The organism is Saccharopolyspora aridisoli, from assembly GCF_004348445.1.
In the GTDB taxonomy this organism is placed as follows: Bacteria; Actinomycetota; Actinomycetes; order Mycobacteriales; family Pseudonocardiaceae; genus Saccharopolyspora; species Saccharopolyspora aridisoli.
The window spans coordinates 26,582-53,361 of sequence record NZ_SMKV01000037.1; the positions used below are offsets into that span (position 1 = coordinate 26,582).

Sequence of the window (26,780 nt, forward strand, 5' to 3'; positions counted from 1 at the left end):
CTGCGGGACCTCGGAAGGATCACAATCCGCCGCAGCGGAACTCGTCCGCTGTCCGGCCTGTGCGCGGGGCACGGGCATCGGTGCGCCTTTGCGCGGAGTTACTACACTGTGCGAGGTGGTGGACTATCGGATCGACGACCTCGCCCGGGCTGCGGGAACGACGGTGCGCAACGTGCGCGTCTACCAGGACCGCGAGCTCTTGCCGCCGCCACGCAAGGAGGGGCGCACGGCGATCTACTCCGATGCGCACCTGACACGGCTCAAGCTGATCATCAGCATGCTGGAGCGCGGGTACGCGTTCGCCCAGATCAAGGAGATGCTCGGCGCCTGGGAATCCGGCCGCAGTCTCGGCGAGGTGCTGGGTCTGGAGGAGGCCGTCGCCGACCGCACCTGGGCGATGGAGGAACCGCGTTCGGTGACGCTGGGGGAGCTGCGCGAGAAGTTCGGCTCGCGGATCACCCCGAGCGCGATCAAGCGCGTCATCGCCCTGGGAATCCTGGAACGGCGCGGACGCGGGTTCGTCACCACGAGTCCGCTGCTCTACGACGCGGCCGCGGAGATGGTGGCCCTCGGCATTCCGCTCGATGAAACGCTGACGATCGCCGAGAACATGCTGAATAAGGTCGACGGGCTCGGCGACGACCTCGCCGACCTGGTCCGCAGGCACGTCGTGACGCGCGTGACGACCGTGGAGGAGGCGACGCCCTTCTACAGCGACGTCATCGACCGGCTTCGGCCGTTGGTGTTCAACGCGCTGCAGGCGGCGGCGATCCGTTCCGCTGAACGGCTGATCCCCGCCGTCGTCGGCGAGCGCATGGCCGATGTCATGGCCCAGGGCAGCGTCCCTGAGGGCAGCCGGGAGGCGGCGAAGAGCTGATCGGCCCGAACGCTGGTCGCACTCCCCGTTTTCCGCTCCGGTGTGGACGTGTCCTGCGTCACGAGATCGGTTCAGCTCGCGGCCCGGAAGGCCCGCGACGTCGTTCGGCCACGAGGAAGTGGGGAGCTGCCGGAACCCGACGTCTACCCTTCTTGGACTGGTGATCGGTCCGTGTGAGACAACGGATTTTGGTCGCGATACTCTGATGAGCTGGAAGGCGCGAGAACATGACAGCGAACCCGGCCGGTTGGCGAGCTTCGTCGCGGTCTCAGAACGTGAGTTCCCGCGTCGAGGTCGGTACTTCGAGATTCGGTGTTGCAGTGCGGAATTCGGCGCACCGCCAGGACGACCCCCTCACCGCTTCGGTCCAGCAGTGGAGATCGTTCGTGACGGCGGTCAAGGCCGGGCGTTTCGACCGGTGACGTGCGTAGGTGCCCTCCGAAGCGATTCGGAGGGCACCTACGAGCCTTCGGCTTCAGTTCTTGCCGAAACCCGCCTTGCGCAGGGCATCTGCCATCGCGCCGCTGGGGGCGTCGTTGCGCTGACGGCCTCCGCCACCGCGGTTCTGCTTGCTGCCGCCGTTGCGGTTGCCACCGCCACCGCCGCGGTTGCCGCCTCCACCGTTCCCGCCGCCGTTGCGCGGGGCGTTGCCCCGGCCGCCGCCGTTGCGCGCGCCCTGCTCGGCGCGCTCGGGCTTGCCGCCCTTGCCCGGCTCGTCGTCGAGCCGCAGCGTCAGCGAGATCCGCTTGCGCGGGATGTCGACGTCGAGGACCTTCACGCGGACGATGTCCCCGGACTTGACCACGTCGTGCGGGTCGTTGACGAAGTTCTTCGACATCGCCGAGACGTGCACCAGACCGTCCTGGTGCACACCCACGTCCACGAACGCGCCGAAGGCGGCGACGTTGGTGACCACGCCCTCCAACGTCATGCCCTGCTGGAGGTCGGCGATCTTCTCCACGCCCTCGGCGAACGTCGCGGTCTTGAACTCCGGACGCGGGTCGCGGCCCGGTTTGTCGAGCTCGGAGAGGATGTCGCTCACCGTGGGAAGACCGAACTGCTCGTCCACGAAGTCCTGCGGGCTCAGCTGCCTGAGCAGCTCCGCGTTGCCGATCAGCGCGTCGATCTCGCTCTGGGTGCGCTCCAGGATCCGGTGCACCACCGGGTACGCCTCGGGGTGCACCGCGGAGGAGTCCAGCGGGTCGTCGCCGTCGGGGATCCGCAGGAAGCCGGCGCACTGCTCGAACGCCTTCGGCCCCAGCCGGGCCACGTCCTTGAGCGCTTTGCGGTTGCGGAACGGGCCGTTGCCGTCGCGGTGGCCGACGATGTTCTCCGCGAGGGTCTCGCTGATGCCGGAAACGCGGGTGAGCAGCGGCGCCGACGCGGTGTTGACGTCGACGCCGACGGCGTTCACGCAGTCCTCGACCACCGCGTCCAGCGAGCGCGACAGCTTCGATTCCGAGACGTCGTGCTGGTACTGGCCGACGCCGATCGACTTCGGGTCGATCTTGACCAGCTCGGCCAGCGGGTCCTGCAACCGGCGGGCGATCGAGACCGCGCCGCGCAGCGACACGTCCATGTCGGGCAGCTCCCGCGAGGCGTAGGCGGAGGCCGAGTAGACCGACGCGCCTGCCTCGGAGACCGAGACCTTGCTCAGCCCCAGTTCGGGGTGCTTGGCGATCAGCTCACCGGCCAGCTTGTCGGTCTCGCGCGATGCGGTGCCGTTGCCGATGGCGATCAGGTCGACGTCGTGCTGCTGGGCGAGGGCGGCCAGCTTGGCCAGGGCCTGGTCCCACTGCCGCTGCGGCTGGTGCGGGAAGATCGTGTCGGTGGCCACGACCTTGCCGGTGCCGTCGACGATCGCGACCTTGACTCCGGTGCGGTAGCCCGGGTCCAGACCCATCGTGGCGCGGGAACCGGCGGGGGCGGCCAGCAGCAGGTCGCGCAAGTTCGCCGCGAACACCCGCACGGCCTCGTCCTCGGCGTGCTGGCGCAGCCGCAGCCGCAGGTCCACGCTCAGCCGGGTCAGGATCCGGGTGCGCCAGGCCCAGCGGACCACGTCGGAGAGCCACTTGTCGGCCGGGCGGCCCTGCGCGGAGATGTCGAACCGCTGGGCGATCCGCAGCTCGTAGGAGGTCGGGCCCTCGACCGGCGTGCCGTCGTCGGGCTCCAGCGAGAGCTCCAGCGCGTCCTCGTTCTCGCCGCGGAACAGCGCCAGGATGCGGTGCGAGGGCAGCGCGGTGAAGGGCTCGTCGAAGTCGAAGTAGTCGGCGAACTTCGCGCCGTCCTCTTCCTTGCCCTCGCGGACCTTGGAGACGATCCGACCGCGCGTCCACACCTGTTCGCGCAGCTCCCCGATCAGGTCGGCGTCCTCGGAGAAGCGCTCCACGAGGATCGAGCGGGCGCCGTCCAGCGCGGCCTGGGTGTCGGCGACGCCCTTGTCGGCGTCCACGAAGCCCTCGGCGGTGGCCTGCGGATCGTTGCTCGGATCCGCCAGCAGCTGGTCGGCCAGGGGTTCCAGGCCCGCCTCGATGGCGATCTGGGCCTTGGTGCGCCGCTTGGGCTTGTAGGGGAGGTAGATGTCCTCCAGCCGCGCCTTGGATTCGGCGGCGTTGATCTGGGTTTCGAGCTCGTCGCTGAGCTTGCCCTGCGAACGGATCGACTCCAGCACCGTGGCGCGCCGCTCTTCGAGCTCGCGCAGGTAGCGCAGCCGCTCTTCGAGCGTGCGCAGCTGGGCGTCGTCCAGCGCCCCGGTCACTTCCTTCCGGTAGCGCGCGATGAAGGGCACGGTCGACCCGCCGTCGAGCAACTCGACAGCAGAGGCCACCTGGCCTTCGCGGACCCCGAGCTCCTCGGCGATCTTCTGATGAACAGTCGTCACGTTTCCTGGTTCCGCCTTCTCTGCGATCTTCGCCAGATCCGATCGAGCATTGTGCCCGAAGGGACACCAGCGCAACCGTGCCACTCGACCCGGCGTGTCGGGTCGGGCGGGGGGCTTTCGGAGATCCGTTGTGACGTACCGATTCGAGATCTTGTGACCCTTGTCTCAGGCGAGTGCGGGTCTGTATACAGTTGTGGACAGTCCGCTCGGCGTTGAACGAGGCGAACAATGCGGCACTCTCCGACGAAGGTGATCCCGTGGGTGGTGGCGGTGCTGCTCACCGGAGCGGTGATCGTTGCCGCACCAGCCGAGCAGCGGCACGGCAGCCCCGTGGCGCAGGTGCTCGGCGACCGGCAGTTGCGGTTGATGGCACCGGCCGCGCCCGGCGGCGGCTGGGACCAGACAGCGCGCGAGATGCAGAGCTCGTTGCAGGACAGCGTCGGTCGCACCGAGGTCTACAACGTCACCGGCGCGGGCGGGACGATCGGGCTCAGCCAGTTCGTCCGCTTCCAGGGTGATCCGGCACAGCTGCTGGTGACCGGGCTGATCATGGTCGGCGCCGTCAAGGCCAACGACTCACCGGTCTCGCTCGACGACACCACCCCGCTGGTCAGGCTGACCACCGACGCCGAAGTCATCGCCGTGCCGAAGGACTCGCCGATCCAGTCGCTGTCGGACCTCACCACGCGGATGCGGGGGGACCTGCGCGCGGTGTCCATCGCGGGCGGATCGGCCGGGGGAGCCGAGCACATCCTCGCCGGCCTGATCGCCCAGGCCGTCGGTGCCGATCCGGGGCAGCTGTCCTACGTCGCGCACTCCGGTGGCGGTGAGCTGCTCAGCACCGCGCTGTCCGGGCGGGCCACCGTCGCGATCTCAGGCGTCTCCGAGCTCGAACCGCAGATCACCTCCGGGCAGATGCGGGCGCTGGCGGTCTCCAGCGCGCAGCGGGCGCCGACGCTGCCCGACGTGCCGACGCTCGAGGAGCGCGGCCTGGACGTGGAGCTGGACAACTGGCGCGGGGTCGTCGCGCCGAAGGGCATTTCCGCTGATCAAGAACGGGCTTTGGAGCAGGCGCTGCTCGAGATGACCCGGTCGCCGAAGTGGCGCGAGGCGCTCGCCGAAGAGGGCTGGGGCGACGCGACCCTCGGCGGCCCGGAGTTCGAGACCTTCCTCCGCGCCGAGCAGGACCGGGTGTCCGACGTGCTCGGCAAGATCGGGTTGGGGTGATGGCCGTGCAGGACCGTCGAAACGTGCTCGCCACCGGCCTGTTCGGGGCGCTGATGCTGCTGGGCGCGGTGGTGATCATCGTCGACGCGACGCGGCTGCCGGACCAGAATTCGGCGATGGGACCGGCCGTGATGCCGGCGCTGGTCGCGGTGCTGCTCGGTGCGGTCGGCATCGGCCTGCTGGTGCAGGCCAAGATCCGGTTACCCGGAGCCGCGCACGCGCAGCTCCCCGGCGCCTGGTGGCGGGTGGTCGCGCTGGTCGTGGTGCTGCTCGCCTTCGCGGTGCTGCTGCCGCTGGCCGGTTACGTGCTCACCGGGACGGGGCTGTTCGTCGGCGCCGCGCTGCTGCTCGGTGCGCCGCGCCGCTGGGTGCTGCTCGCCTACGGGTGGGCGTTGGCCGCGGGCGTGTTCTTCGTCTTCGACCGGCTCATCGGGTTGAGCCTGCCCAGCGGACCTTGGGGCTTCTAGTGGAACAGATCGGACTGCTACTCGACGGATTCGCCAACGCCCTCACGCCGGGGCACCTGCTCTGGGCGCTGGTGGGCGTGACCATCGGCACGGCCGTGGGAGTGCTGCCCGGCATCGGTCCGGCGCTGACCGTGGCGCTGCTGCTGCCGATCACCTTCCGGCTGGAGGCCTCCAGCGCGCTGATCCTGTTCGCCGGGATCTACTACGGCGGGATGTACGGCGGGTCGACGACCTCGATCCTGCTCAACACCCCCGGCGAGAGCGCCTCGATGGTCTCCGCGCTGGAGGGCAACAAGATGGCGCGCGCCGGACGTGCCGCCTCCGCGCTGGCCACCGCCGCGCTCGGCAGCTTCGTGGCCGGGACCATCGGCACGCTCGGGCTGACGTTCCTGGCGCCCGTGGTCGCCGGGTTCGCCACCAGCTTCGGCCCGCCGGAGTACGTGGCGCTGATGGCGGTGGCGTTCGTGACCGTCAGCGCGCTGCTCGGCCCCGACCTGCTCAAGGGGGTCGCGAGCCTGCTGGTCGGCGTGGCGGTCGGTCTGGTGGGCATCGACTCGCAGACAGGGCAGCCCCGGCTGACGTTCGGCGTGGACTCGCTGCTGGACGGCATCGACGTCGTCATCGTGGTAATCGCGCTTTTCGCGCTCAGCGAGTCCTTCGGGCACCTGCTCAGCGGGACCGGGTCCTCGACCGTGCAGCCGCTGCGCGACCGCGTCGTGCTGTCGCGCTCCGACCTGCGGCGGTCCTGGCCGGCGTGGCTGCGCGGGACGGCGCTGGGCTTCCCGATCGGCAGCCTTCCTGCCGGCGGAGCGGAGGTGCCGACCTTCCTGAGCTACAGCGTGGAGAAGCGGCTGACCAAGCACCCGGAGGAGTTCGGGCACGGCGCGATCGAGGGGGTGGCGGGGCCGGAGGCGGCCAACAACGCCGCCTCGGCGGGTGTGCTGGTGCCGCTGCTGACCATCGGGCTGCCGACCTCGGCGACCGCGGCGGTCATCCTCACCGCGTTCCAGTCCTACGGGCTGCAACCGGGGCCTGAGCTGTTCGAGGAGTCCGGACCGCTGGTGTGGACGCTCATCGCCAGCCTCTACATCGGGAACCTGATGCTGCTGGTGCTCAACCTCCCGCTGGTGCGGATGTGGGCGAAGCTGCTGACGATCCCGGCTACGGCATTTACGCCGGGGTGCTGGTCTTCGCCGCGCTGGGCACCTACGCGGCCGGTGGCACGACGGTCGACCTGGTAGTTCTGTGCGCGCTGGGGCTGCTGGGGCTCCTGATGCGCCAGGCCGACATCCCGGTCGCTCCGGCGGTGGTCGGCCTGATCCTCGGGCCGATCGCCGAACAGCAGCTGCGCCGAGCGCTGACCATCTCGGAGGGTGACCTGTCGATCCTGGTCTCCGGCCCGATCGCCATCAGTCTTTGGGTCGTGGCTGTGCTGGCCCTGCTCGTCGCGCTCGGGGCTCCGCTGCGCCGCGCGGTCACGCGCCGTGCCCGGTGACCGAGCGCCGGGACGAGCCGGGGGTTGGTTGCAGGGACGGGGTGGCGCTGTGGTTAGGATTCCGGCACGCCCTGGGGGGTGCCTGACAGTGCGTAAATGGCCATGTGGGCATTGATACCCGATGGAGTGAAACTAGGTAGTTGCCTAGGTATTAACCTCGATGGCAGACCACTCTCCGTCGCGGAGTGTGGGGTGCGTGAAACCCGAGACCCCCGACCACAGCAGATCCCCCGAAAGCAACGACCACGTCTCTACCCCGAAGCACGAGGCGAACGAGCGCGGGTGGCAGGCCAAGGCGCTGGGAGCGGACAACGCTCTGCGCACGGCAGTGGATCGAGTGCGGCCAGCGGCGCACAGCGTCGGCCAGTGGCTCGCGCCGCTGCTCCAGCGCCTGATGCAGTGGCTCGCGCCGCTGCTCCAGCGCCTGATGCAGTGGCTGTCGCCGCTGCTCCAGCGCGTGCAGGACGCCCCCGCCGTGCGGCGCCTCCGGGAGAGGGTTGCGCCGCACGTCCCCGAATCCGTCAAGAAGGCTCCCCGACTCCGCTCCATGCAGGTGGGTGCCGGTATCGCCGCGGTCGGCGTCGTCGGCCTGATCATCGGCGGCGTCGCCGGTGGTAACGACGAGCACGACGTCGAAGAGGCCGCCGTGGCCGCTCCGATCGAGCAGCAGAAGGCCGACCCGCCGCAGACCCGCGCGGAGACCAAGTCCCAGGCCCAGGCCGAGGAGGCCAAGCAGGACGCACCGCTGGGCCCGCCGGTCGAAGGCATCGACGTTTCCAACCACAACGGGAACATCGATTGGAAGAAGGTCGCCGCCGACAACAAGAAGTTCACCTTCGTGCTCGCCAGCGACGGCACCGACTTCTCCAACCCGAAGTACTCCGAGCAGTACCACGGTGCCAAGGACGCGGGCCTGATCGCGGGTGCTTACCACTTCGCGCGGCCTGACGACTCCGACGGAGCGACCCAGGCCAACCGCTTCCTTGACATCATGGACTACAAGAACGACGGCAAGACCCTGCCTCCGGTGCTCGACCTCGAGGTCGACCCCAACGGCGGCAGCTGCTACGGCATGAGCGTCGACCAGATGCACCAGTGGACCAAGTCGTTCAACGACACGGTCAAGCAGCGCACCGGCAAGGACCCGATCGTCTACGCGAACCCGTCCTTCTGGAAGCAGTGCATGGGCAGCACCGACACGTTCAAGGACCACGACCTGTGGCTCGCCGCCTACGAGGTTGACAGCCCCACGGTGCCCAAGGGGTTCCAGGACTGGGACTTCTGGCAGTACACCGACAAGGGCGAGGTCGCCGGAGTCGCAGGCAACACCGACATCAACCAGTACAAGGAAGGCTTCGAGCGCCTCAAGCAGCTCGCCAGCTGACCGAGCGCGCAAATCCTGGGAGCGGGTCGTCCATCGCATGGGCGGCCCGCTCCTTTCGCGCGTGCGGGGGAAAGGTGGCCGCGGCCGGTCTGCACGCGCGCCGAGGGCGATATTCTCGTCCTCGGCGATCACCCGATCGGAGGGCGCGGCGGAATGTCACGGTGGGAGCAAGAGGTCACGCGAGCGAGGCAGCTGCTGCTCGACAGTGATCACGACGCCGCTGCGCAGGCGTTACGCACCGTGCTGGAGGATGGCGACTACGAAGCGGCCGCTCAAGCCGGCCTGATGCTCGGGGCGATCCTCACCGAGAACGAAGCCCTCGCCGCCGCCCGCGACGTCTACCAACGAGTGATCGACTCCGGCCACCCCGTGCACGCTCAGGCCGCCGCCCTCGCCCTCGGGCACCTGCTGCTCAACACCGGGGAACTGCCCACCGCCCAGGTGCTGCTGCGCTTCGCCACCGAAGGCGCCGAACCCGACGAGGCGGGCCGTGCCGACGTCCTGCTGGCCCAGGTGCTCCAACAGCTCGGCGACATCGCCGGGGCCCGCGAGGCCCGCACCCGCGCGCTGTCCTGCGGCGATCCCGCCGTGGTCGAAGCCGCCCAGCAGCTCAACCTGCCGCCCGAGCGCACCGAGGGAACCGAGTTCCTCCAGATCGCCTACCAGCGCGCGCTGGCGATGCTGGAGCAGGGACGCGACCACGACGCCGAACCGCTGCTGCGCAAGCTGCTCGACAGCGGTCACCCGCACTACGGGTCGCTCGGCGCGGGCAAGCTCTACGCGCTGCACGCCGATGACACCGAGGTCACCCGGCGGCTCGCCGAGCAGATCATCGAGCTCGGCCATCCCGAACACCTCGCCTGGGGCCACGTGCTGCGCGGTGGTGTGCTGGTGGCGCTCGACGACCCGGCCGGAGCCGTGCGGGCCTACGAACGCGCCGCGCGCGACCCGCGCCCCAGCGTGCGGTTGCGGGCGCTGATCCAGCTGAGCCTGCAACTGCGCCGGACGGACCGGATTCCGCAGGCCCGTGAGGTGCTGCAGCGAGTCATCGACAGCCGCCACCCGCGCTACGGCCTGGAGGCGCTGGGCGTGCTGGCCGAGCTGCAGCGCGACACCGGTGAGGTCGAGGCCGCGATCGAGACGTTCGGCCGGGTCGTGGCGTCCGGGCACCCGGACAAGGCGCCGCGGGCGGCCTACCACGTAGGCGTGCTGAGGTACGACCAGGGAGATGAGGCAGCGGCGGCGGAGGCGTTCCGGCTGGCCGCGGAGGCCGAGGACGCCACCGTCGCGCACGAAGCGGCACTGGCGCTGTCCATGATGGACGCCGAAGAGACGGGCGTGGAGGACACCGCGCGGCTGGTCATCCCGCCGATCGAACGCGAGCCCGTCGACCCCGCCGAGCTGGAACGCCGTGCGCGGCAGGCCGCCGCCTCCGGTGACATCACCGGTGCGCGCGAGGCCTACCAAGTCCTCGTCGACGGCGATCCCGAAACCGCTTCGCGCGCGCAGGTTTCGCTGGCCATCGCTGAAGCCGCGCTGGGTGATGCTGGTCGCGCCCGGGAGCAGCTGCGCCGCCTCGCGGCCACCGGCACCGGTCCGGACGCGCGGCACGCCGCGTTCATCGACGCGCTGCTGGACGAACCTGCCGCGCGAGGCGTGCTCCCCGTGCTGCTGCGCGTCGAACGCGACGATGAGTCCGAATTGGACGCACTGCTCGCAGGTGCGGAACCGGCGGTGCGCGAGCTCGCCGAGGCCACCCGCGCCGAACGCGGCGGGGACACCCCGCTGGAAGACCTCACGCGGCTCGCCGAGTCGCCGAACGAGCTGTGCGCCACCGCCGCGCGCTACGCGCTGGCCGAGGACCTGCTGCTCGGCGATGACCAGGAGCAGGCCCGCTGGTTGCTGCAACGCGTCGTCGACGAGGGCCACCCCGCGCTGCGGCCGTGGGCAGCCAGCAGGTTGGGCGAGCTGCTCATGGAGCAGGGAGACCCGGACGGCACCATCGCCGCGTTCGAAACCGCGCTGGTCACCGGGCATCCGGCGATCCTCGGTGACGTGTTCGGCAAGCTTTCGCTGATCTACCGGACGCTGGAGCGCAACGAGGCGCTGATCGACCTCTACCAGCGCACCGCCGCCAGCGGGCACTCCGAGTACGGGCCGCGCGCGGCGTTCCTGCTCGGCGAGCACCACGTCCACAACGATCGCCTCGACCTGGCGCTGGAGATGTTCACCCGCGCCGCGGGGTCGTCGTCCACGGTGGCCCCGGCGTCGGTGTTCGCGATGCGCGCGCTTCGTCAGGAGCTCGAACCGGCGCGCGCGAGCTTCATGTGGCTCGCCGACGAGGACGAAGCGCACTTCACCGTCAGCCAGCTGTGCCTCGACCTCGCGCACTGCTACCTGCGGCGCGGTGTCCCCGAGTTCACCGACTGGGCGCTGCGGCTGATCGCCGAATCCGGGCACGTCGAACTGCGGCAGCGCGCTCTGCTGCTCCTCGGTGCGATGCGCGAGGAGAAGGGCGACGCAGAGGGCGCGCTGGACGCCTGGCGCCGGGCGGCTGAGGGCTCGGACCCGGAAGAATCCGCCGTCGCGAAGTTCAGCATGGCGGATCTGCTGCAGCACGGCGGCAAACCCGAGCACGCCGCCGAACTGCTCGCCGAGGTCGCCGCCGCCGGGGTCGACAGGTCCGAGGAGGCCGCCGCGCGCCTCACCGAGATCCGGGCCACCCTCCCGGAGCCGGAACCCCCCGCCGGTGAAGAGGAATCCTTCGACGAACGCGCGCACCGGTTGTTGCGCGAGGGCCAGGTGGACGCCGCGCGCAGCGCGGTGGCCGAGCACTACGGCTCCGGGCCGGTCGCCGACTTCTGGTGCGCGGCCTGGACCGATCTGGCCGCCGCTGCCCGCGTCCTCGCCGACGCCGCTGACGAGGACGCGCGCATCTGCTCCGAACTGGGCCTGGACTTCGGCCGCCGGTCGCAGGCGGCAGGCGGCTCGGACGCGCCCGCGTTCTTCCGCTTGGTCGCCGACCACGGCCACCGCACCGCGCTGCCGAAGGCGCACATAGCGCTGGGCAAGCTCGCCGACGAGCGGGGCGAGAACGCCATCGCGCTGAGCTGGTACCGCCGCGCGATCCGCACTGGTGAACCCGCCGCCATAGCGCGCGCCGGGGTGCTCATGGCCCAGCTGCTGATCCGCGTGCACGACCTCAACGGCGCGATCGCCGTCGCCCGCCACGCCAAGACCGGAGGAACCGGGACGGCGGCGGTGGAGGCCGGGGTGCTGCTGGGCTACCTGCAGCACCGGGTCGGCGAGGCCGCCGAGGCCAAGCGGACCTGGGACGAGACCGAGCGCGATGCCGAGTCGCCCGAGATCTTCGGCATGGCACTGCAGCGCCGCATCCGCGCCGTCGGTGAATCCGCGCCCGGATCAGCGGAGATGCTGCTGCGCGCCGCCGAATCGGAAGACCCATCGACCGCCGTCCTGTCGCACCTGCTGCTCGCCGACCGCGCCGAGGAGCGTTCCGAGACGGTGCGGTGGCTGGAACGCGCGGTGGCGCTGGGAGTTCCGCTGCATTCCGACTCCGCTCGCAGCCGGCTCGGCGAACTGCTGCTGGAGGACGGAGACAGGGACGCCGCGCAGCGCCACTTCGAGCGCGTCAGCAACTGCGAGGACCCGGAACTGGCCGGGCGAGGCGATTTCGGCATCGGGCTGATCCGGTACGAGACCGGTGACCTGCCGGGCGCGGTGAACGCGTTCGTCAGGGCAGCGACGCACGTGCCGGAGGCGGAGCTGGGGGAGGACGCGTTGAACAACGTGCGGGTCGTCCTCGACGAGCAGCGCGGCCACGGCGACCACCTGGAGGCCGCCGACACGCTGCGGCGGATGACCGCGGTGGTTCCCGAAGCGCACGTCGCGGAATGGGCGCAGGAGACGGGTTCGGCGCTGCTTGCCGACGACGACCCGGACTCGGCGCTGGTCTACCTGCGCTGCGCGGTGGAGATCGGCGCACCGGAGCCTGCCCCGGAAGCGGTGCTGAGCCTGGGGGAGGCGCTGCACCGGCGCGGCGACCTGGCCGGAGCACGCCAAGCATACGAACGGGTCCTCGGCGCGGGCGAGCACCTCGCGGCCCAGGCCAACTACCGCCTCAACGAACTGCGGGCGGCGGAAACCCCGGTGGGCAGCCGCGAAGCCCGCTAGTGATCCGGGTCCTCAGGCCCGGATCAGCGATTTCGGCAGGGAGAGAACCTGGTCCACGACGTCGACGACGGTGCCGGTCGTGCGCCAGCAGGCTTCGTTGTCGTCGGTGCGGATCTCGCCGCGGCGCGGTACTCGCGCGGCGCGGACGTGGTCTTCGGCCAGGACCTCGACGATGTCGATGACGTCACCGTGCGGGCGCACGTAGATCAGCGCCTCCAGCTCCCCGGTGCCGTCGCGCACCGGTGGCATGAGTTGGAACCCCCGCAGCACCAACTGGCGCAACCACATGCTCGGGTCGGGTTCGCCGACTCGTTCTGACGAAGGCATCTGAAACCCCCAGATCTTTCGTCGCAGCTCGTCTGCACGTGCACGGCATTTCGCCAGACTTTAACACAGCGGAGAGCTACCAGTCGATCACGGAAAGTGATTTCAGGGGCCGTTCGCAAGGCGAACGCGGGCTAATTCGAGTGCAACCAAACGCTTGCTTGTTTCCCGCGTTTCGCCGACACTACTCTCTGAGCTGGCCACTGGTGCCGACGAAGGGACTCCTCATGGCGGAGGCTTACATCATCGACGCGGTTCGCACGCCGGTCGGCAAGCGCGGCGGCGGGCTCAGCGGGGTTCACCCGGCGGACCTGTCCGCGCACGTGCTGCAGAGCCTCGTGGACCGCACCGGGATCGACCCGGCGGGGGTCGACGACGTGATCTGGGGCTGCGTCGACACCGTCGGGGCGCAGGCGGGCAACATCGGCCGCACCGGATGGCTCGCGGCCGGCTTCCCCGAGCACGTGCCCGGCGTCACCGTGGACCGCCAGTGCGGTTCCTCGCAGCAGGCGGTGCACTTCGCCGCACAAGCGGTGATGTCCGGTGTCAACGACGTGGTGGTCGCGGGCGGTGTCCAGAACATGACCGCCATCCCGATCGGTAGCTCGCTGCGCGGGTCCGACCAACTCGGGTTCCCCCGCGCTTACGGGCCGGACTGCGGATCGGAGGGCTGGGCCAAGCGCTACGGCGACGAGGTCGTCACCCAGTTCCGGGGCGCCGAGCTCATCGCCGAGCAGTGGGACATCTCCCGCGAGGCGATGGAGGAGTTCGCGCTGCGCAGCCACCTCCGCGCGATCGCCGCGATCGACGGCGGGCACTTCGACAGCGAGATCGCACCGCTGGCAGGCGTCGAGCACGACGAGGGGCCGCGGCGCGACACCGGCTTGGACAAGCTCGCCGGGCTCAAGACCCTCACAGACGGGGGTCGTCTCACCGCCGGTGTGGCCAGCCAGATCTCGGACGGATCAGCGGCGCTGCTGGTGGCTTCCGAGCAGGCCGTCCGAGAGCACGGGCTGACCCCCCGCGCCCGCATCCGGCACATGAGCGTGCGCGGCGACGACCCGGTGAAGATGCTGACCGCGCCGATCCCCGCCACGAAGCACGCGCTGGACAAGGCAGGTCTCACCGCGTCGGAGATCGACGTGGTGGAGATCAACGAAGCCTTCGCCAGCGTCGTCCTGTCTTGGCAGGACGAGATCGACATCGACCCAGCCAAGGTCAACCCCAACGGGGGCGCCATCGCGCTCGGCCACCCGCTCGGCGCCACCGGCGCGAAGCTGATGACCACCCTGCTCAACGAGCTGGAGCGCGCCGGGGGGAAGTACGGCCTGCAAACCATGTGCGAAGGCGGGGGAACCGCCAACGTCACCATCATCGAGCGGCTGTGAACCCCTTCCAGCCAACACTTCGCTCAGCGGTGCGAGTGGGGGAACCTGAGCGGCTCCGCGCCACTCCTCGAGCATGTCGTTCACGCGGCGTCGCGGTGCATCGCCACGACGCTGCTCAGGTGGTGGAAGGAGGAAGCGTGGCGATCAACAGGGATTACATCGGGTTCGAGTTCGCCTCCGACGAGGCCTACGAGGTCACCCGCGGCAAGATCCGCGAGTTCGCCGACGCGATCGGTGACCCCCACCCGGCTTACCGGGATCAGGCCGCGGCTCGCGCGCTCGGGCACCCGGACGTGATCGCACCGCCGACCTTCGGCATCGTGGCCACGGGTGCGGCGTCGGAGAAGAACCCGATCCTGCGTCCCGACTTCGGGCTGAACTACCGGATGGTGGTGCACGGCGAGCAGAAGTTCAGCTACCGGCGCCCCATCCGGGCCGGTGACGTCCTCAGCACGAAGGGCCGGATCGTGGAGATCCGCGATGCGGGCCGCAACGAGCTGGTGCGCATCGAGACCGACATCGTCGACGTCCACGGCGACGTGGTCGGAACAGCGGTCAACACGATCATCTCTCGTGGAACCGCAGAGGGAGGGCGGTGAACGTGGCTGCGAGCGTGGCTTTCGACCAGGTCGAGGTCGGCACGGAGATCCCTCCGCAGCGCTATCCCATCCAGCGGCTGACGCTGGTGCGCTACTGCGGTGCCTCGGGCGATTTCAACACGATCCACTGGAACGAGCGGATCGCCAAGTCGGCCGGACTTCCGGACGTCATCGCGCACGGGATGCTCACGATGGCCGAGGCCGCCCGGCTGGTCACCGACTGGGTCGGTGACCCCGGCGCGGTCGAGGAGTACGGCGTGCGGTTCGCCAAGCCGGTGGTCGTGCCCGACGACGACACCGGCGTCGAGGTCGAGGTAGCAGGTCAGGTGACGGACAAGCTCGACGACAACCGCGCGGTGGTGGAACTCTCAGCCACCTCCGGCGGAGCCGAGGTCCTGGCCGAAGCCCGAGCCGTCGTCCGCCTGGCGTAGGGGTCGTCATTTCCCAGTGCGGCGATAGCCGCCGCCTCAGGTGTGGGACCCAGCTCGCACCGCCGCGGTTCAGCGGTTCACTGGTGAGGACGGCCGCAACGCCGTGCACCGGCTTCATCGTTGTGGCTCCCGGAGCCAGAGGGCCGCTGGAGTTCCGCCACCCGCACCGCTGAGCGAGGTGATGTCCGGGAGGAACAACCCTCAGGTCAGCAGGGTGGATCTGTGGGTGCTCGGGGTCCCGAACAGCTGGATCGCGGAGTGGGCGCGCTTGAGGTGCAGGTGCGCCTCGTGCTCCCAGGTGATCCCGATGCCTCCGTGCAGTTGCACGCCTTCGGCGGCGATCGCGTAGTAGGCCTCGGTGCAGGCGGACTTCGCCATGGCCGCCAGTTCGCTCGCCCGATCGTCCTGAGTGGACACGGACCAGGACGTGGCGTAGGACAGCGAGCGCGCGGACTCCACGGCCACGTAGCAGTCGGCCAGCCGGTGCTTGAGCGCTTGGAACGAGCCGATCGGACGGCCGAACTGGGTCCGCACCTTGGTGTACTCGACGGTTTCGTGCAGCCACCGCTGAGCGGCTCCCACCGATTCCGCGGCCACCGCCGCTGCGGCGACGTCGAGGATGCGCTGCACCGGGGGAACGCCCAGCAGTCGCGCCGGGGCGTTGTGCAGGTGGATCTCGGCCATCCGGCGGGTCAAGTCCAGGGGAGCGGTAGCGGTGGCCTCGGGCTCGGCGACCTCGAACAGCGCGGGTCGTCCGTCGGCGGTGGCCAGCACCAGGACGGTGTCGGCCTGGGCCCCGTCGAGCACGTGCACCTTGCGCCCGTCGAGCAGCCACGCGTCGCCGTCGCTTCGGGCCGTCGTGCGGAAACTGCCACGCGCCCAGCCCGTTCCGGGCTCAGCCCAGGCGAGGGACACCACCTGCTCGCCCGAGGCGATCCCCGGCAGCAGCCGCTCGCACGCCGCCCGGTCACCCGTGGCCAGCACCGCCTCGGAGGCCAGGACCACGCCGCCCAGGAACGGGATGTCCGACAACCGCCGACCCAGCTCCTCCACCACGATCAACGTTTCCAGCAGGCTGAACCCACCACCTCCGAACTCCTCCGGAATCCCCAGCGAATGCGCCCCGACCTGCTCGGCGAGCTGCGCCCACACCTCCCGGTCGAACCCCTCGGCCACGACATCGGGCTCATGGACCTCCGGTCCACCCCGCCGGTCCACCAACCGCCGCACGACCCCGCGCAACTCGTCCTGCTCCTCGGTGAAAGCAAACCTCACGACAACCTCCCAACTCCGGGTCTCATCCGACTCGTATCCGTGCTGACCTTCCGGTGAGGTTCCCCATTCCAGTGGGAATCGGAGTCCTGATTTCCATTGAAATCGGGAACCCCGCGCGGGCGGTCAGGGGCTACCGATGGGGGTGTCCGGGTCTGTGGTGAGGGTTCGGGCGATGCGGCGGCGGTGCCATGCGGGGGTTCCCCAGGACTGGCGGAGGGCCGCGGTCTTGGTGAGGTGGCGGTGGAGGTCGTGCTCGGCGGTGTAGCCGATGGCGCCGTGGACCTGCAGGGCGATTCGGCTGGTCAGGTGGGCGGCGTCGGCCGCTGCGAGCTTGGCGGCCGAGGCATCGCGGCCGCCGTGCGGGGTGCCCGCGGACAGCGCCGCGCCTCGGACTAGGGGACGGGTGAACTCGAGCTTGAGCAGGGCGTTGGCGAGGTGGTGCTTGACCGCCTGGAACTCACCGACCGGCCGTCCGAACTGCTGCCGCTGCTTGACGTGCTCGGTGGCCAGGTCGAGCATCCGGTGCCCCAGTCCGAGCAGGTAGGCGGCGCACCCCAGCACGGCGACGTCGAAGGCTCGCTCGAAATCCGCGCCGGGGATCTCCTCCCCGGAGCCGTCCCCGACCTCGAACAACCGGCGCGCGGCGTCGAAGGAACCCTTGCGCTGCGATGGGGCCCCGGGTAGGAGGCGGCTCGATCCCGGGCCGCACGCGTAGACCTCGTCGGCGAGGTCGGCGTCCAGCGCGTGGGGAACGTGCCGCTCGACGACCGCGGTGCGGACCCTGGTGTCGGCGATGAGGTCGGGCAGCAGCGCCGGGAGGAACGCCAGCGACTCGATCACCGGCCCCGGCAATCCGGCGTAGCCGCATTCCTGCAGGCAGAGGGTGAGCTCGACGGGGCCGAGGCCGAGCCCGCCGCGCTCCTCCGGCAGCGTCACGCCGGTGACGCCGAGGTCGGCGAGGCTCCGCCACAGCTTGCGCCAGCTCTCGGCGTCCCCGTCGGCCCAGGAGCGGGCGATGGCCGGCACGTCGGCCGCGGTGAACATCGCACGCAAGGTGTCGGCCATGTCCTGCTGCTCGGGTTCGAGCACGAATCTCATCGCGACCCCCTCGGCAGGCCGAGCAACCGCTCGGCGGCGATGTTGCGCTGGACCTCGTTGGTCCCGGCGTAGATCGGGCCGGCCAGCGAGAAGAGGTATCCCTCGACCCACGAGCTCGTCTCCGCGTCCGGCCCGAGCAGGTCCCAGGCGGTTTCGTGCATCGACGTGTCCAGTTCGGACCAGAAGACCTTGTTCAGGCTCGCCTCGGCGCCCAGGCCCGCGCCGTCGAGCACCTTGGTCACCGTCTCGAACGTCGCCAGCCGGTACGCCTGCGCGGACACCCACGCGTCGACCACCCGGTCGTCGTCGAGCCCGCCGGGCAGCTCGGTCAGCTTCCGCGCGGTGGCCAGGAATCGGCCCGGACTGCGCAGCGTGAGCCCGCGTTCGTTGCTGGCCGTGCTCATCGCGACCCGCCAGCCGTCGCCGACCTCGCCCAGCACGTCGGCGTCCGGTACGAAGACCTCGTCGAGGAACAGCTCGGCGAAGGCCGGTTTGCCGTCGATCCGCTGGATGGGCCGCACCGTGACCCCGGGCGCGTCCAGCGGGAACAGGAAGTAGGTCAGGCCCTTGTGGCGTGGCGCGTCCGGGTCGCTGCGGAACAGGCCGAACGCGATGTCGGCGAACGCCGCGCGCGAACTCCACGTCTTGTTGCCGCTGAGCAGCCAGCCGCCGTCGACGCGGCGCGCGGTCGAGCGGATCCCGGCCAGGTCGCTGCCTGCTTCGGGTTCGGACCACGCCTGCGCCCAGATGTCCTCGCCCGCGGCCATCCGCGGCAGGTAGCGCTGCTTCTGCTGGTCGGTCCCGTGCTCGAAGAGCGTGGGGGCGAGCAGGAAGATGCCGTTCTGGCTGACGCGACCGGGAGCTCCGGCGGCGTAGTACTCCTCCTCGAAGATCACCCACTGCAGCAGCGACGCGCCGCGACCGCCGAACTCCTCGGGCCACGACACCACCGACAAACCCGCTGAGTGCAGCAGCTCCTCCCACTCGCGGTGCGCGGCGAATCCCTCAGCGGTCTCCAGGGACGGCAGCGGTTCGGCGGGCACGTGCTCGCGCAGCCACGCCCGCACCTCGTCGCGGAAGGCCAGTTCGGTCTGCGAGAACTCCAGGTCCACGGCTCACCCACGTTCCCGGTTGGACTTCTTCATGCTGCGCGCGTCCATGCCCGCCAGGGAGTCCTTGCCGACCTCGGCGTTGTGCGCGTGGGCGAAGTGGTGCAGTCCGAAGGCGGAGTCCATGCCGCTGTGCATGCCCATCAGGTCCTCGGCCTGGTTGATCGCCTTCTTGGTCAGCGACAGGCCGAACATCGGCATCTCCGCGATGTTGCCCGCCAGGTTCAAGGTCGCGTCGGCGAGCTCCTCGCGCGGCACCACCTGGTTGACCATGCCGATCTCGTGGGCCCGCTGCGCGCTCATCCGCCTGCCGGTGAACAGGAACTCCTTGGCTATCCGCGGGCCGAGCATCCACGGGTGGGCGAAGTACTCCACCCCGGGGATGCCCATCTTCACCACGGGGTCGGCGAAGAACGCGTCGTCGCTGGCCACGATCAGGTCGCACACCCATGCAAGCATCAGGCCGCCGGCCACGCAGGCGCCCTGCACGGAGGCGATGGCGGGCTTGGGCATCTCGCGCCAGCGGCGGCACATGCCCAGGTAAACCTCCTGCTCGCGGGCGTAGCGCGACTCGCCGCCGGAGTGCTTGGTGTGGTCCCACCACAGGCCCGCCCGACGGGGGTAGCTGACGTCGATGTCGCGCTCGGGCGATCCGATGTCGTGACCGGCGGAGAAGTGCTTGCCCTCGCCGGCCAGCACGATCACCTTGACCCGGTCGTCCTCGCAGGCCCGGTAGAACGCGTCGTCGAGCGCGTAGGTCATCACCGAGTTCTGCGCGTTGCGGTAGTCGGGCCGGTTCATCGTCACCACGGCGACCTGGTCGCGGACCTCGTAGTGGACGACCGCTTCTTCTGCTGCCATCGGGAGCTCCTAGCTCGGCCTTGCGATTGCGGCACGTCGAGGTTAGCCGAACAAGCAAGTGCTTGGTAGTGTGCCGACGCGGGAACGACGCCGAGGAGGCGGTTGTGGACCTCACCGACAGCGCCGAGGAAGCGGCCTTCCGCCGCGAAGTCCGGCAGTGGTTGTCCGAGAACCTGACCGGAGAGTTCGCCGAAGCACGAGGACTCGGCGGCCCCGGACGCGAGCACGAGGGGTTCGACGTGCGGCTCGCGTGGGACCGGCTGCTGGCCGAACACGGGTGGACTTGCCTGGGCTGGCCCGGGGAGTTCGGGGGGCGCGGAGCCAGCGTCGGCCAGCAGGTCATCTTCCACGAGGAGTACGCCCGTGCTCGGGCGCCGGTGCGCGTCGGCCACATCGGCGAGGAGCTGCTCGGGCCCACCCTGATGGCCTTCGGCAGCCCCGAGCAGCAGGAGCGGTTCCTGCCCGAGATCGTCGGTGCGCGCGAGCTGTGGTGCCAGGGCTACTCCGAGCCCGGCGCGGGCTCCGACCTCGCCAACGTCGCCACCACCGCCCGCCTGGAAGGCGATGAGTGGGTGCTCAACGGCCAGAAGGTGTGGACGTCGATGGCGCACGTCGCCGACTGGTGCTTCGTGCTCGCCCGCACCGACCCCGAACGGCGCCGCCACCAGGGGCTGTCCTACTTCCTGGTGCCGATGGACCAGCCCGGCATCCGGGTGAGCCCGATCATGCAGCTCACCGGCACCTCGGAGTTCAACGAGGTGTTCTTCGACGACGCCCGCACCGCAGCCGGGAACGTCGTCGGCGAGGTCGGGCAGGGCTGGGAGGTCGCGATGGGCACGCTCGGGTTCGAACGCGGCATCGGAACCGTCGACCAGCAGGTCGTCTTCCGCCGTGAGCTCGCCGAGATCACCGAGCAGGCCCGCGCCAGCGGTGCCCTCGGCGACCCGCTGCTGCGCGACCGCATCGCCCGCGCGTGGACCGACCTTGAAGCCCTGCGCTGCACCGTCTTCCGGTTGCTCGGCGCCGAAGGTCCGCCCGGTCCCGAATCATCGGTGGTCAAGCTGCTGTGGTCGAACTTCCACCGCGAGCTCGGCGAACTCGCCGTGGCGGTCGCCGGCCCCGACGGGCTCATCGCCCAGGGCGAGCCCTACGACCTCGACAGCCGTCAGCGGCTGTTCTTGTTCACCCGCGCCGACACGATCTACGGCGGCTCCAACGAGATCCAGCGCAACATCATCGCCGAGCGGGTGCTCGGCCTGCCGCGCGAACCCCGACCCCAGGAGGGCACCCGATGACCCAGGCCCCGCCCGCGCACGGACTGCTCAACGGCAAGACCGCGGTGGTCACCGCCGCCGCAGGCACCGGAATCGGCTCGGCGGTCGCGCGCCGGATGCTCGAAGAAGGCGCGCAGGTGCTCATCAGCGACCGGCACGAGCGCCGGCTCGCCGAGACCTGCGCCGAACTCGCCGAGCTGGCCGGAGCCAAGGTCACCTCAGTGGCCTGCGACGTCACCGACGAGCCCCAGGTGCAGCGGATGTTCGACACCGCGACCAGCACCTTCGGCCAGGTCGACGTGGTGGTCAACAACGCCGGTCTCGGCGGCACGGCCTCGATCCTGGAGATGACCGACGAGCAGTGGGACAAGGTCGTCGACGTCACCCTCGGCGGCACCTTCCGCTGCACGCGCGCCGCGACCCGGCTCTTCCGCGACCAGGGCAACCCCGGCGTCGTGGTCAACAACGCCTCCGTCGTCGGCTGGCGGGCGCAGGCCGGGCAGTCCCACTACGCGGCCGCCAAGGCCGGGGTCATGGCGCTGACCCGCTGCGCCGCGATGGACGCCGCCGCGCTCGGCGTCCGGATCAACGCCGTGGCCCCGAGCCTGGTGATGCACGAGAACCTGGCCAAGGTCACCTCCGACGAACTCCTGTCCACGCTCACCCAGCGCGAGGCGTTCGGCCGCTCCGCCGAGCCGTGGGAGATCGCCAACGTGATCGTCTTCCTCGCGTCGGACTACTCGACCTACCTCACCGGCGAGGTCATCTCGGTCTCCAACCAGCACCCATGACCCTCCGGCGCGCAACGCCGCAGCGGCTTTGAGAGGATGGTCTCGTGGTCTCGACCAAGCGCTTGTCCGCACGCAACCGCCCGGCGCGGGAGAACGGCTCCGAACGCCGAGCCGAACTGCTCGCGATCGCCGGCGAGCTGTTCGCCACCCGTGGGTTCCTCGCGACCACGGTCCGCGACATCGCTGACGCCGCAGGCATCCTCTCCGGCAGCCTCTACCACCACTTCGACTCCAAGGAGGCGATGGTGGACGAGATCCTGCGCGAATTCCTCGACGACCAGCGGCAGGCCAACGCCAAGATCATCGAGGAGGCCGAGGACCCGCGCACCGCGCTCACCGAGCTGATCAAGCGGTCCTACGCGGCGCTGCGCCAGCACCCGGCCGCGATCGCGATCTTCCAGAACGAGGCCAACTACCTGGCCCAGTTCGAGCGCTTCGACTACCTGCCCGGTGTGGCCGACGAGTTCGAGAAGACCTGGCTGAAGGTCCTCCAGGAAGGGCAGAAGAGCGGGGTCTTCCGGGAAGACCTCAACGCCAAGCTCACCTACCGCTTCATCCGCGACACCGTGTGGACGACCGTCCACTGGTTCAACCCGGGCGGCAAGCTGAGCATCAAGTCCATCGCGGACCAGTACATCAACATCCTCTGCGACGGCATCGTCACCCGCTGACGCGCGAAGTTCGACTCCGGAGCCCGGGCGTCGAACTTCGCGGGTCGTGGTCACGTGGTGAGCGCGCCGGCCCGTCGGAGGGTGCTCGCCGCTTCGGCGACGAGGTCGTCGATGAGCTCCTCGCAGCTCGGGAGCTCGTCGATCATGCCGACGACCTGGCCCGCGGGGAGGACCCCGGCTTCCGGATGACCGTCCACCAGGGCCGACTTGATGAGCATCGGCGTGTTGGCGGCGAGCAGGACGCGGTGCAGCGGGAGCTTCTGGGCCTTGCGCATGGCCAACCCGTCGGTGACGAGCTGCCGCCACGACATGCCCGTGAGCGACTTGAAAGCCACCGCCTGGCGCAGCGCGTCCGGGAGACGGCGGAGCAGCCCCCGCGACTCGGCTGATTCGGTGAGATCGGTGCGCAGCATCCGGTGCGGCAGACCGTCCACCTGGGACGTGACGACGGTGTCGCCGACCTGGGCCTCCAAGTAGGAGCGCTTGACCTCGTCCGGAACACGGCTGTCGGTGGTGAGCAGGAAGCGGGTCCCCATCGCCACTCCCGCCGCGCCGTAGCACAGCGCAGCGGCCAGGCCGCGGCCGTCGAAGAAACCGCCCGCGGCGATGACCGGGATGTCCACCGCGTCCACCACCTGCGGCAGCAGCAGGGTCGTGGCCACCGCGCCGGTGTGCCCGCCGCCCTCGCCGCCCTGCACCAGCACCGCGTCCGCGCCCCACGCCGCGACCTTCTCGGCGTGCCTGCGGGCGCCGATGGACGGGATCACCACGACCCCGGCGTCCTTGAGCTTGCCGATGAGCCGCTGCGACGGCGCGAGCGCGAACGAGGCAACTTTCACGCCCTCGCGGATGAGCAGGTCGACGCGCTCCTCCGCGTCACCGGCGTCGGCGCGCAGGTTCACCCCGAACGGCTCGCCGGTGCGCTCCTTGACCTCGCGAACCGCGTCGGTGAGCTGCGGCAACGTCATCGTCGCCGAGGCCAGCACGCCCAGCCCGCCCGCGTTCGCGGTCGCCGAGACCAGGCTCGGCCCGGCCACCCAGCCCATGCCCGTTTGCACGATCGGGTGGCGCACGCCGGTCAGGTCGCACAGCGGCGTGCGCAGCAGCTGCTCGGTCACGCCGAAACCTCCTCGTCCCGCAACCCTCTCGGGTCGATCCGGTCGCGGATCAGGGCGAGCTCGTCGTCGGTCGGCAACCGGGTCTCGGCGACCTCGTCGACGGCGAGCTCGAAACCGGTCTTGTCCCGGACCTCCTCCACGCTCACCCCGGGGTGCACCGAACGCAGCCGCATCGAGCCGTCCGGGCCACGGAAGTCCATCACCGCCAGGTCGGTCACCACGACCTGCACGTCGTGGTGCTTCGCGCTGACCTGACGCGCCCGGTCGTGCCCGACACCGGCCACCAGGTCCACGGCTTCGACGAAGATCTTGGTGCTGTGGTTGGGGACCCAGTAGTTCGTCGTGTGGTTGACCGAGTTGCCCGGTGCCCCGCGGACCCCGATCAGCTGCACCTTGGGCTGCGCCCAGTCGCCGATGCGGGAGATGTTCTGGTTGCCGAACCGGTCCACTTGCGAGGCACCCATCATCACCCGGCGCTTCCCGCCCGCCAGCAGGTCGAGGACCTTGCCGTAGGGCAGCCAGCCCTCGACCGTGGCGGTGGACTCCTCGCCCAGCGGCGGTGTTCCGGCGATCAGCATCGCCTCGCCGTCGGAGAGCAGCAGCTCGGGAGCCGTGGTCAGCCGCGCCAGGCGGGCGCCGATCGAGGGGATCGTGCCGAACGGCGAGGCGATGACCGAACCCGCGTCGGCGAAGCTGTCCGCGCAGGCCACCGCGCAGACCTCGGCCCTGGTGATCGTCATGCCGGCACCTCCGCGCGCGCGTGGAACTCCTCGACGGCCGCTTGGTAGTCCGCTTCGTCCCCGTCGAGGAACTCGGCGCGGAACGCCTCCCACCGCTCGGGTTTCGCGCTGGCGACGTAGTGCCGCTGGAAGGCCTCGTCGCGGCCGTAGTCGGGCACGCAGCTGGTGAAGTGCGCGCCGTGCGGCGTTTCCACCACGCCCTGCGGGTGGAGGCGGTTGATCAGCAGCGTTTGCGGGGGAGCGGCCTCGGTGAGCTCCTCGGTCGCGACGATCCGCTCGCAGCTGAGGAAGCTCGTCTCGGCCGCCGCGCACATCAGGTCGTCGAAGTACGGGTCGGGGCCGAGGTACTGGCCGTTGCCGTAGCGGTCGGCGCGGTTCATGTGCACCAGCGCGACGTCCAGTTCCAGCGCTGGCATCGCGACCAGCTCCTCGTCGTCGGCGTAGGGGGAGCGGACGGTGCGCAGGTCCGGGTTCAGCGCCATCACGTCGGAACCGAGTCCAGCGCGCGTGGGCAGGAACGGCAGTCGCGCCGCGGCCGCGCGGAGCCCCGCCAGCACCATGCCCTCGTCGTACTCGGCCACGTCGAGCTCTCCGCGCTGGCGGGCCGCTCGGAAGTGCGGGTCGAGCGGGATCGAGTCCAGCGAGACGAATCCGTAGACGACCTTGCGGAGCTTGCCCGCGGCGCACAGCAATCCGACGTCCGGACCGCCGTAGGACACCAGCGTCAGGTCCTCGAGGTCGGAGCGCAGGATCGCGCGCACCAGCGCCATCGGCTTGCGCCGCGAGCCCCAGCCACCGATGCCGATCGTCATGCCGTTGCGCAGGTGGGAGACCACCTCGTCGACGGTCAGCTGCTTGTCCTGCACCTACGCCTCCTTCTCGCGGCCGAACTCGGCGCGGATCTCGTCCGACACCCCGGTGAGGTTGAGCTCGAAGGTGAAGCCCTGCTCGAACCGGTAGCTGCGGTTGACGTCCACCGGGTCGATGCCGTTGAGCGCGGCCTTGGCCTTGCGGATCACCAGCGGGTTCTTGGCCGCGATGTCGGCGGCCACCTCCAGCGCGGCGTCCAGGAGCCCTTCGCGCGCAACGACCTCGTGCACCGAGCCGAACTCGGCCAGCTGCTGAGCGGTGGCCGTCTGCCCGGTGTAGAACATGGCGCGCATCATGTGCTGCGGCACCAGGCGGGACAGGTGCGTGGCCGCGCCCAGGGCTCCCCGGTCCACCTCCGGCAGGCCGAAGGTCGCGTCGTCGCTGGCAACGATCACGTCGGAGTTCCCGACCAGGCCGATGCCGCCGCCCACGCAGAACCCCTGCACCGCGCTGATGACCGGCACCGGGCACTCGTAGACGGCCTTGAACGCCTCGTAGCAGCCGTTGTTGACGGCGACGAGCTTGTCGTGGCCGGGGTCGGCGGCCAGTTCCTTGATGTCCACACCCGCGTTGAAGCCGCGTCCCTCGGCGCGCAGCACCACGACCCGGGTCTGCGGTTCGGCGCCGCTGTCGCGCAGCGCCTCGGCGAGGTCGAACCAGCCCTTGACCGGCAGTGCGTTCACCGGTGGGTGGTCGACGGTGAGGACCACGATTCCGCCGTCCCGCCGTTCGATGTGCGTGCCCATGCCACCTGCCAAACCTAGCACTTGTTTGGTTGGGTTGTTACCGTAGCAACACCGCAGGACACCCCGCCAGGGGCGAGAACGCAGGGAGCGGCGGATGGGCATCGAGATCGACCTCACCGGCCGGGTCGTGCTGGTGACAGGGGGAACCCGGGGCCTCGGCGCGGGCATCGCCGAGACGTTCCTGCGCGCCGGGGCGGAGGTCCACGTCTGCGCCCGCAAACCGGTCGACGAGCTGCCCTCGCACGGCTCGGCCACCGCGCACTTCGCGCAGGTCGACGTCCGGGAGAGCGAGCAGGTCGCCGAGCTGATCAGCAACATCCGGCAGCGCTCCGGGCGGTTGGACGTGCTGGTCAACAACGCGGGTGGCACGCCGGTCGCCGACACCGCCAGCGCGTCGATCCGGTTGCACCGCAAGGTCGTCGAGCTGAACCTGATCGCCCCGTTGCTGCTCGCCCAGCACGCGCGGGACGCGCTCGTGGAGTCCGGGGGCTCGATCATCAACATCAGCAGCGTCTCCGGGCGCCGTCCCTCACCGGGCACGGCGGCCTACGGAGCCGCCAAGGCGGGCTTGGACAACCTCACCGGCACGCTCGCCCAGGAACTCGCACCCGACGTGCGCGTCAACGGCGTGGTCGTGGGGCTGGTCCGCTCGGAGGACCAAGCCGACCACTACGGCGACACCGACCTGAGCTCGATCGTCCCCATGGGACGCCTGGCCGAGCCTTCCGACGTCGGCAACGCCAGCCTCTTCCTGGCCTCACCGCTGGCCTCCTACGTCACCGGTTCGACGATCACCGTCGACGGTGGAGGCGAACGAACGGCCTACCTCAACGCAATCCGCTCCTGACCACAACAACCCCAAGTCCGTCTCCTCCCCACGAGACCTCGATTTCAGTGGAAGTCCGGTTCCGGGTTTCAGTGGGATTTCGGGTCCGGATTTCACTGGGGGCTGGGCGGGGT

Annotated in this window: 23 protein-coding genes and 1 pseudogene; 14 read left to right on the forward strand and 10 right to left on the reverse strand. The window is 70.2% G+C overall.

The window, feature by feature from the left end:
* The first annotated feature begins 115 nt into the window (after positions 1 to 115).
* Both E1161_RS22475 and E1161_RS22480 read left to right on the forward strand, forming a co-directional pair.
* Positions 116 to 877: a MerR family transcriptional regulator gene (locus tag E1161_RS22475; RefSeq protein WP_132626491.1), complete on the forward strand. Its 762-nt coding sequence runs from the start codon at positions 116 to 118 to the stop codon at positions 875 to 877.
* 227 nt (positions 878 to 1,104) lie between these two features.
* The gene (locus tag E1161_RS22480) at positions 1,105 to 1,299 is read left to right on the forward strand and encodes a DUF397 domain-containing protein (RefSeq protein ID WP_132626493.1); all 195 of its coding nucleotides are present in this window, start codon (positions 1,105 to 1,107) and stop codon (positions 1,297 to 1,299) included.
* 53 nt (positions 1,300 to 1,352) lie between these two features.
* Here E1161_RS22480 and E1161_RS22485 read toward each other — a convergent pair whose 3' ends face one another.
* A complete protein-coding gene (locus E1161_RS22485; protein WP_132626495.1) occupies positions 1,353 to 3,758 on the reverse strand; it encodes a Tex family protein in 2,406 nt (801 codons plus the stop codon).
* Positions 3,759 to 3,986: 228 nt separating this feature from the next.
* Between E1161_RS22485 and E1161_RS22490 the strand changes: the two genes are divergently transcribed.
* The 5 genes and pseudogenes from E1161_RS22490 (at position 3,987) to E1161_RS22510 (ending at position 12,525) form a co-directional block, all read left to right on the forward strand.
* Positions 3,987 to 4,985, forward strand: coding sequence for a tripartite tricarboxylate transporter substrate binding protein (locus E1161_RS22490; RefSeq protein WP_132626497.1), 999 nt, complete (start codon positions 3,987 to 3,989; stop codon positions 4,983 to 4,985).
* Positions 4,986 to 4,990: 5 nt separating this feature from the next.
* Positions 4,991 to 5,452 (forward strand): tripartite tricarboxylate transporter TctB family protein, encoded by a 462-nt coding sequence (locus tag E1161_RS22495; protein WP_165939908.1) that lies wholly within the window; start codon positions 4,991 to 4,993, stop codon positions 5,450 to 5,452.
* A 101-nt stretch (positions 5,453 to 5,553) separates the two neighbouring features.
* Positions 5,554 to 6,947, forward strand: a pseudogene (locus E1161_RS22500) (tripartite tricarboxylate transporter permease).
* Positions 6,948 to 7,143: 196 nt separating this feature from the next.
* Positions 7,144 to 8,331, forward strand: coding sequence for a lysozyme (locus E1161_RS22505; protein ID WP_235875228.1), 1,188 nt, complete (start codon positions 7,144 to 7,146; stop codon positions 8,329 to 8,331).
* A 153-nt stretch (positions 8,332 to 8,484) separates the two neighbouring features.
* The gene (locus E1161_RS22510) at positions 8,485 to 12,525 is read left to right on the forward strand and encodes a tetratricopeptide repeat protein (protein WP_132626501.1); all 4,041 of its coding nucleotides are present in this window, start codon (positions 8,485 to 8,487) and stop codon (positions 12,523 to 12,525) included.
* Positions 12,526 to 12,537: 12 nt separating this feature from the next.
* Here the strand turns inward: E1161_RS22510 and E1161_RS22515 are convergent, their stop codons facing one another.
* Positions 12,538 to 12,852, reverse strand: coding sequence for a hypothetical protein (locus tag E1161_RS22515; RefSeq protein WP_132626503.1), 315 nt, complete (start codon positions 12,850 to 12,852; stop codon positions 12,538 to 12,540).
* A 224-nt stretch (positions 12,853 to 13,076) separates the two neighbouring features.
* Here E1161_RS22515 and E1161_RS22520 point away from each other — a divergent pair, with 224 nt between their 5' ends.
* The 3 genes from E1161_RS22520 (at position 13,077) to E1161_RS22530 (ending at position 15,267) form a co-directional block, all read left to right on the forward strand.
* Complete coding sequence (locus E1161_RS22520; RefSeq protein ID WP_132626505.1) at positions 13,077 to 14,237, forward strand: acetyl-CoA C-acetyltransferase; 1,161 nt, start codon at positions 13,077 to 13,079, stop codon at positions 14,235 to 14,237.
* Between the two features lie 137 nt (positions 14,238 to 14,374).
* Positions 14,375 to 14,836: a MaoC family dehydratase N-terminal domain-containing protein gene (locus E1161_RS22525; RefSeq protein WP_132626507.1), complete on the forward strand. Its 462-nt coding sequence runs from the start codon at positions 14,375 to 14,377 to the stop codon at positions 14,834 to 14,836.
* A gap of 2 nt (positions 14,837 to 14,838) precedes the next feature.
* Positions 14,839 to 15,267 (forward strand): MaoC family dehydratase, encoded by a 429-nt coding sequence (locus E1161_RS22530; protein ID WP_132626509.1) that lies wholly within the window; start codon positions 14,839 to 14,841, stop codon positions 15,265 to 15,267.
* Between the two features lie 201 nt (positions 15,268 to 15,468).
* On the opposite strand, the gene E1161_RS22535 is transcribed toward E1161_RS22530, so the two are convergent.
* The 4 genes from E1161_RS22535 to E1161_RS22550 form a co-directional block, all read right to left on the reverse strand.
* Entirely contained in the window at positions 15,469 to 16,542 is a 1,074-nt protein-coding gene (locus tag E1161_RS22535; RefSeq protein ID WP_132626511.1) for an acyl-CoA dehydrogenase family protein, read from the reverse strand.
* Between the two features lie 123 nt (positions 16,543 to 16,665).
* Positions 16,666 to 17,640, reverse strand: coding sequence for an acyl-CoA dehydrogenase (locus E1161_RS22540; protein WP_132626513.1), 975 nt, complete (start codon positions 17,638 to 17,640; stop codon positions 16,666 to 16,668).
* The gene (locus E1161_RS22545) at positions 17,637 to 18,752 is read right to left on the reverse strand and encodes an acyl-CoA dehydrogenase family protein (RefSeq protein WP_132626515.1); all 1,116 of its coding nucleotides are present in this window, start codon (positions 18,750 to 18,752) and stop codon (positions 17,637 to 17,639) included. Before E1161_RS22545 ends, E1161_RS22540 begins: the two co-directional genes overlap by 4 nt.
* Before the next feature lie 3 nt (positions 18,753 to 18,755).
* Positions 18,756 to 19,610, reverse strand: a complete 855-nt coding sequence (locus E1161_RS22550) for an enoyl-CoA hydratase (protein ID WP_132626517.1) — start codon at positions 19,608 to 19,610, stop codon at positions 18,756 to 18,758.
* A 104-nt stretch (positions 19,611 to 19,714) separates the two neighbouring features.
* Here E1161_RS22550 and E1161_RS22555 point away from each other — a divergent pair, with 104 nt between their 5' ends.
* The 3 genes from E1161_RS22555 to E1161_RS22565 are packed head-to-tail and all read left to right on the forward strand — an operon-like array spanning position 19,715 to position 22,346.
* Positions 19,715 to 20,905: an acyl-CoA dehydrogenase family protein gene (locus E1161_RS22555; protein WP_132626519.1), complete on the forward strand. Its 1,191-nt coding sequence runs from the start codon at positions 19,715 to 19,717 to the stop codon at positions 20,903 to 20,905.
* Positions 20,902 to 21,675, forward strand: a complete 774-nt coding sequence (locus E1161_RS22560; RefSeq protein WP_132626521.1) for an SDR family oxidoreductase — start codon at positions 20,902 to 20,904, stop codon at positions 21,673 to 21,675. Before E1161_RS22555 ends, E1161_RS22560 begins: the two co-directional genes overlap by 4 nt.
* A 44-nt stretch (positions 21,676 to 21,719) precedes the next feature.
* A complete protein-coding gene (locus E1161_RS22565) occupies positions 21,720 to 22,346 on the forward strand; it encodes a TetR/AcrR family transcriptional regulator (protein WP_235875229.1) in 627 nt (208 codons plus the stop codon).
* Positions 22,347 to 22,396: 50 nt separating this feature from the next.
* Here E1161_RS22565 and E1161_RS22570 read toward each other — a convergent pair whose 3' ends face one another.
* From E1161_RS22570 to E1161_RS22585, 4 genes are read right to left on the reverse strand one after another with little or no spacing between them, the layout of a single operon-like run.
* Positions 22,397 to 23,449: an NAD(P)H-dependent flavin oxidoreductase gene (locus E1161_RS22570; RefSeq protein WP_132626537.1), complete on the reverse strand. Its 1,053-nt coding sequence runs from the start codon at positions 23,447 to 23,449 to the stop codon at positions 22,397 to 22,399.
* A gap of 11 nt (positions 23,450 to 23,460) precedes the next feature.
* On the reverse strand, positions 23,461 to 24,204 hold the full coding sequence (locus tag E1161_RS22575; protein WP_132626523.1) for a CoA-transferase subunit beta: 744 nt from the start codon (positions 24,202 to 24,204) through the stop codon (positions 23,461 to 23,463).
* A complete protein-coding gene (locus E1161_RS22580) occupies positions 24,201 to 25,070 on the reverse strand; it encodes a CoA transferase subunit A (protein WP_132626525.1) in 870 nt (289 codons plus the stop codon). The genes E1161_RS22575 and E1161_RS22580 overlap by 4 nt, the downstream gene beginning before the upstream one ends.
* Positions 25,071 to 25,820, reverse strand: coding sequence for an enoyl-CoA hydratase family protein (locus E1161_RS22585; protein ID WP_132626527.1), 750 nt, complete (start codon positions 25,818 to 25,820; stop codon positions 25,071 to 25,073).
* A gap of 94 nt (positions 25,821 to 25,914) precedes the next feature.
* Between E1161_RS22585 and E1161_RS22590 the strand changes: the two genes are divergently transcribed.
* Positions 25,915 to 26,667, forward strand: a complete 753-nt coding sequence (locus E1161_RS22590) for an SDR family oxidoreductase (RefSeq protein ID WP_207920351.1) — start codon at positions 25,915 to 25,917, stop codon at positions 26,665 to 26,667.
* The last annotated feature ends 113 nt before the right edge of the window (positions 26,668 to 26,780 follow it).